Source organism: Streptomyces carpinensis, assembly GCF_002154505.1.
GTDB lineage: Bacteria > Actinomycetota > Actinomycetes > Streptomycetales > Streptomycetaceae > Streptomyces > Streptomyces carpinensis.
Genome location: NZ_MUBM01000667.1, coordinates 1 through 6054, shown reverse-complemented (window position 1 = coordinate 6054; position 6054 = coordinate 1). Strand labels below are relative to the sequence as shown.

The window sequence follows — 6054 nt, the reverse complement described above, 5'->3', positions numbered from 1 at the left end:
ATCGAGGCGCCAGGCGGCGAGGTGGTCGGCGTTGGTGTCGACCCCGACCATCCCTCTCGCGCGGGCGGCGGCCAGGGGGACGGTGGCGACCGGGGTGATGGTCCAGGAGGCGGTGAGGTACCAGCGGTCGCGCAGTACGTCGTGGTGGATGCGGTAGGCGACGGCCCGGTTGGTGGTGATGCGGTCGCGCCACTGCTCGCCCCGGTGCGCGAACGCCACCCGCGCGGCAAGTACGTACCTTCCGTGCGGGGCGTTGGCCAGATACGCCAGCGGGGCGGGGAGTTTGATCGAGACCTCGCCGCCCGGGGTGACGCGGATGGTCTCGTTGCCGTACCGCTTACCGGATTCGCCGTCCGCTGCGAGGAACCGGCGCCCGGCCTGCCAACGGGCCCGCCACTCGGCTTCGGTGAGGTGGGCCGCTGGAAGGTGGTGGCGGGTGTTCAGCAGCTGCCCCCTCCGAAACACCCAACCCCACCACCAAGCCCAACGACCACCACCCGAAGAGGTCACGCATTCGATACAAGAACTCTCGTTCCCTACGCCCTCACCCCCACCCCCACCCGGACACTCACTCGTCCACGCCAGAACACACTCCTACGCCGACCCGCGGCAGCAGTTCACAGCCCCGCTGACAGGGGCCAGCCCTCCCATCGCTCGGCTATCCGCGCGGCTAGCGGTGGTCCCTGTCCGGTGACAGGGAAGGTTGATCAGTTGCCGTCGACCATTGACGATCAGTAGGTTCGGGCCATCGGAGTTCGAGCGGCACGGCGTTCTGGCGGCAGGGGGCAGGGGGACTCGCGGATGCGCACGCGAATATGGATCTCGGGACGCTTGGCTTGGGCTTTCGGTAAGTGGGCGGACAGGTTCGGCGGTCGCTCGCGACGTGCTGCGGTGTCCGCCGCTCTGGGTCGCCGCGCTGCCGCGGGCCTGCTCGCGGTCGCCGTCGTGGTGCCCGCGGGCGCCGGGTGCGATGTCATCGGGGGCTCGGGCTCGGGTCCCTCGGCGTCGGCGGGGGGCGGCGGGGCGACCCGCCGCGCCGAGGCGAAGGCGACGAACCCGCCACCGGGGGTGCCCGCGGCCTTCACCGCCGGTCAGCGGCTCGACTGGTCGGCCTGCCCGGCCCCGTACGCGGCCCAGGATGACGGTGCCGCCCCGGGCGACGGATGGGAGTGCGCCACGATGAAGGCGCCGTTGGACTACCGGCGGCCCGGCCGCGGCACGATCGACGTCGCCATGATCCGGAAAAGGGCTACCGGACCGGAGCAGAAACGGATCGGGTCGCTCCTCTTCAACTTCGGAGGCCCCGGCCAGTCCGGCGTCGAGGGGCTCCCCCGGTACGCAGGCGACTACGCCTCGCTGGGCGAGCGCTACGACCTGGTCAGCTTCGATCCGCGAGGTGTCGGCAGGACCGCCCCGGTCAGCTGCGGGGAGAAGGAGTTCGAGGGAAGCGACGCCTGCGAGAAGCACTCCGGTGGGCTCCTGCCGTACGTCGGCACCTCACAGACGGCACGCGACCTGGATCTGATGCGCTATCTCCTCGGTGACGAGAAGCTGAACTACTTCGGCGTCTCCTACGGCACCGAACTGGGCGGCGCCTACGCCCATCTCTTCCCGAAGAACGTGGGCAGACTCGTGCTCGAAGCCCCCGTGGACCCGACGCAGGATCGGCTCCAGGGCGACCTCAGCCAGGTCAAAGCCGTCCAACTCGCCTTCGACCGCTTCGCGCGGCACTGCGCGGACACCTATGACGACTGCCCCACCGGCAGCGACCCGGAGCAGGCCGACCAGCGCGTCGTCGAGCTGCTGGACAAGCTCAGGAAAAAGCCCGCCCCCACCGACGGCACCGAAAAACTCGACGGAGATCTCGCCGCTCACGCCATAGGCAACTACCTGGACGTTGGCAAGGAAGGCTGGGGTCCCCTGGTGAAGGCGCTCAGCGAAGTCATGGAGCGGGGCACGGGCAGCAAGTTGCTGCAGAAGGCGTACGACCACGCCCCAGGAGCCCGGGTCCGGCCCCGGCTCGGCCTCGGTGCCCGCAGCCAGACCTCGGGCGACAACGCCGTGTCCGCCTTTGTCGCGATCACCTGCGCCGACTCCAACCTGCGCCCCGGATTCACCGAGGCAGAGGAGATGATCAAGCGGATCGAGGCGGCATCCCCCGTCTTCGGCGAGGCCTGGTCCTCGAGCGTCTACCTCTGCTACGACTGGCCGTTCAAAGGCGAGCGCGCCACCCCCGAGGTCAGCGCGGACGGAGCTCCCCCGATCCTGGTCGTCGCCAACACCGGCGACCCGACGACGCCGTACGCGGGCGCCAAGCACATGGTGGATGAGCTGGGCGAGGACGTCGGCGTCCTGCTGACAGTGCGGGCCGAGGGGCACGGGTCCTACCCCTGCACCCGCTGCGCGACCAGGGCCGTCAACACGTACCTCCTCGACGGCACGGCCCCTGGGCACGGCACGACGTGCTCGTGATACGCCTTCCGGGGCACGGGCGCTGCCCGATTCCTCTCCGGGCATGCCTCGGTGCCATGCTTCCCCTCGCGCAAGAACCCACCCGGGCCGGCTCGGAGGGTTTTCGATCCCGGGGTACTAGAAACCCAGGTCGCTGAGCCCCGGGTGGTCGTCGGGACGACGGCCGAGGGGCCAGTGGTACTTGCGTTCCTCTTCCTTGATGGGGAGGTCGTTGATACATGCCAGGCGGACGCGCATCAGGCCCTCGTCGTCGAACTCCCAGTTCTCGTTTCCGTAGGAGCGGAACCAGTTGCCCGAGTCGTCGTGGCACTCGTAGGCGAAGCGTACGGCGATGCGGTTCCCGTCGAACGCCCAAAGCTCCTTGATGAGCCGGTAGTCCAGCTCCCTGGTCCACTTCCTGGTGAGGAAGGCGACGATCTCCTCGCGTCCGTTGATGAACTCCGCGCGGTTGCGCCAGCGGCTGTCGACCGTGTAGGCGAGGGACACACGCTCAGGGTCCCGGGTGTTCCATGCGTCCTCGGCGAGGCGGACCTTCTCGATCGCGCTCTCCCGGGTGAACGGGGGAACAGGGGGCTTCGAGGCCATGCATTCTCCCAGGGCGTCACGGTTTCAGGATCGCCTGCCCTCCTCCGGCTGTACGCCGGGCAGGCAGGCCGTCGGTCAGGGGCGCGCGGTGCACCGGCCCCCGATCGCAACCACTCGCGAGAGGACCGTCTTCTGCGTCGGCCGTAGCGGCGATGGCGGACGTGAGCCCGGTCCGGCCGCCGGACGCCGCCATGCCGACTCGGTTCGTTCCGCCGATCATTCCATACCGATCACCCGAGCGATCGCAACAGCGCGCCTGAGATCGTCAGTTCGACCGCGGCCCGGCCCGATCCGCTGCCCGGTCCGCGACTGCATCGGCCTTCGGGCCCTGCTCACCCGCCGCCTTGATGCCTACCGGGTGAAGCGGCCAAGCGCGAAGGGTGTGAGGTCGAGGGTGGTGGCGCCGTCCGTGACCAGCTCGGCGAGCGCCTCGCCGATCGCCGCGGAGTGCTTGAAGCCGTGGCCGGAGCAGGGGGAGGCGACCACGACGCGCTCACGGCCGGGCAGACGGTCGATGACGAACGCCTCGTCCGGCGTGACGGTGTACATGCACACCTGCGAGCGCGTGGCGCGAGCGGACACCTGCGGCAGCCGACCGCTGATCATGGCCTGGTGGAAGCCGGCCGCCTCCTCCGGGGCGACGGTGCGATCGAGCATGTCCGGATCTGGGGTGCGGTGGTCGAGCTGTCCGGTGGCCACCTTGACCGTCGCGCCGTCGACGGAGGGGAAGCCGTAGAAGTACTCGTCCGCCCGGCTCACCCCCTCCCAGATGAAGGCGGGGAAACGCCCTGGGGTGAAGTCCTGCGCGGAACCCTCGGCCTCGAACCAGTGCAGGACCTGGCGGTATACGCCGAAGAGCCGGGCGAGGCCGGGGTCGTCGAGCAGGCCCGCGAGCCAGCCCCCCGCGCACAGCACGACCTGGTCGGCCGTGTACGTGGCCACGTCGGTGCGAACGGTGACGGCCGACGCGGCGGCGTCGACCGCGAGGACCCGTTCCCCGCGGTGCAGCCGCGCGCCGTACCGCTCTGCCAGCTCCAGTTGGGCGCTGATCGCGGCCTCGGGGCGGACGAAGCCGCCGCTGGGCTCCAGCAGGCCCATGCGGGTGTCCTCCACGCGGAACTGCGGGAACCGGTCCCGCAGCGCGGTGGCGTCCAGCAGCTCGTAGTCGATGCCGTGGGCGGCCGCCGCCCTCTCCCGGACGGCGAACGCCTCCGGGTCGGCGGCATGGTCGGCCAGGTTCAGTACGCCGCACGCGGTGAACACCGAGGCACCGGTCTCCGCCTCGATGCGTCGCCACCACTCGTGGGAGCGGACCGCCAGCGGCGCGTACTCGGTGCCCTCCAGGGTCAGTCGGCGGGTGATCCGTGTCTCGCCGTGGCTGGAGCCGAAGGTGTGCGGCGGGCTGTGGCGGTCGATGCCCAGCACGTCGACGCCGCGCCGTGCGAGTTGGTGGACCGCGGCGCTGCCCATCGCCCCGAGGCCGACCACGATCACGTCCATGCCTGCCGCTACCCCTGCCCCGACGCCCGCTTCCCTGCCTGGTCCTCACCCTACACATCCAGGTCAGGCGGGCGATCGGCGGCTGAGGGTGATCGACTCGGGGGGCTTCGGACCGATGCGGACCGCGATGCGGGAGTACTGCCGCTGGGCCCTGGCGGAGGTATCACCGTTCTTCACAGTCCTGCCCCATCGCCGGCAGCCGGACGACGAGCCGGGCGCCGGGCCGGTTGTCCTCGATGCGGGTGCTGCCGTGGTGAGCCGTGACGGTGTCACGGACGATGGCGAGGCCGAGACCGCTGCCCCCGGTGTCCCGGGCCCGGGCGTCGTCGAGCCGGGTGAAGCGCCCGAAGACGCGCTCACGGTCGGCCTCGGGGATGCCGGGCCCGTCGTCGGCGACGATCAGTTCCGCGGTGTCGCCGAGTGTGCGTAGGCCGACGTCGACCCGGGAGCTGGCATGGCGCAGCGCGTTGTCCAGCAGGTTGCGTACGACACGGGCGAGGGCGTCCTCGTCGCCCGTCACACGGGCCGCGCCGACGGCGTGCTGGTCGACGGCGAGCCGGGTACGCCGCCGGGCTTCGCGCACCTCGGTGAAGACGATCTCGTCCAGGTCGACGGGGCGGGTCCGCAGCCGCGGCCGGGCGTCGAGCCGTGCGAGCTGGAGCAGGTCGTCGACGAGCCGGGTGAGCCGATCGGTCTGCGGGAGGAGTCCGGTGGCGAGGGCCTGTCCGTCGGCCAGGCCGGGGTGCCGGGCCGCGACGGAAAGGCGCGTGTGCAGGATGCTCAGCGGGTTGCGCAGTTCGTGGGCCGCGTCCGCGACGAACAGCCGCTGGCGCCGGGTCGATGTGTCCAGACGGGCCAGCAGGTCGTTGAGGGTCGTGGCCAGCCGGCCGAGCGCGTCGTCGGCTGCCGGCACGTCGAGGCGGCGGTTCAGGTCGGAGGCGGTGATCTCGGCGGTCTGCGCGCGCAGGCCGTCGACGGGGCGCAGCGCGCGCCCGGTGAGCAGCCACGCGACTCCGGTGAGGAGGGCGACGACCGCCGGCACTCCGGTGGCCAGGCCGACGGTGAGCTGGCCCAGACCGTGGTCGACTCCCTCGGTGGGTACGGCCACGTAGACGGTCACCGGGTCACGGTGGGGGCCCGCGGGGATGCCGACGGCACGCCATGTCCCGCCCGCCGCCCCGATGGGAATGTCGTCGACGGTGTGGGCGTGCGGCCTGTCGGCGCGGCTCGCCGGGAAGGCGAAGACGCGCGGCCGGCCACGCAGGTTGACCGAGTTGGCAAGCACGTTCCCCTTCCCGTCGACCACCTGTACGACGGCCTCCCCGTGGTCGGTGACGGGCACTTCCGCCGCGATCCGGCTGGTGTCCTCGTCCGCCGCCACGACCTGGGCTCGTTGCAGGGCGGTCTGGTCGAGCCCACTGATCAGGCTGGCGTGCAGCCAGACGACGAGCAGCACGGCCGCTCCGGCCAGTCCGGCAGTGATGACCGCGGCCGCGG

The 6054-nt window shown here is 71.3% G+C and carries 4 protein-coding genes and 1 pseudogene; 1 reads left to right on the top strand and 4 read right to left on the bottom strand.

Going from position 1 to position 6054, the window contains the following annotated elements; all coding sequences use genetic code 11:
- Nucleotides 1–465, bottom strand: a pseudogene (locus tag BZY54_RS47735) (transposase); the annotation flags it as partial.
- A 336-nt stretch (nucleotides 466–801) separates the two neighbouring features.
- Between BZY54_RS47735 and BZY54_RS47730 the strand changes: the two are divergent.
- Nucleotides 802–2472: an alpha/beta hydrolase gene (locus BZY54_RS47730; RefSeq protein ID WP_086731511.1), complete on the top strand. Its 1671-nt coding sequence runs from the start codon at nucleotides 802–804 to the stop codon at nucleotides 2470–2472.
- A gap of 117 nt (nucleotides 2473–2589) precedes the next feature.
- Here BZY54_RS47730 and BZY54_RS47725 read toward each other — a convergent pair whose 3' ends face one another.
- The 3 genes from BZY54_RS47725 to BZY54_RS47715 form a co-directional block, all read right to left on the bottom strand.
- Entirely contained in the window at nucleotides 2590–3057 is a 468-nt protein-coding gene (locus BZY54_RS47725) for a nuclear transport factor 2 family protein (RefSeq protein WP_086731510.1), read from the bottom strand.
- Nucleotides 3058–3408: 351 nt separating this feature from the next.
- Entirely contained in the window at nucleotides 3409–4557 is a 1149-nt protein-coding gene (solA, locus tag BZY54_RS47720) for an N-methyl-L-tryptophan oxidase (protein ID WP_086731509.1), read from the bottom strand.
- 163 nt (nucleotides 4558–4720) lie between these two features.
- Nucleotides 4721–6054, bottom strand: a 1334-nt coding sequence (locus BZY54_RS47715; RefSeq protein ID WP_208640994.1) for a sensor histidine kinase, incomplete at its 5' end; no start/stop codon positions are given.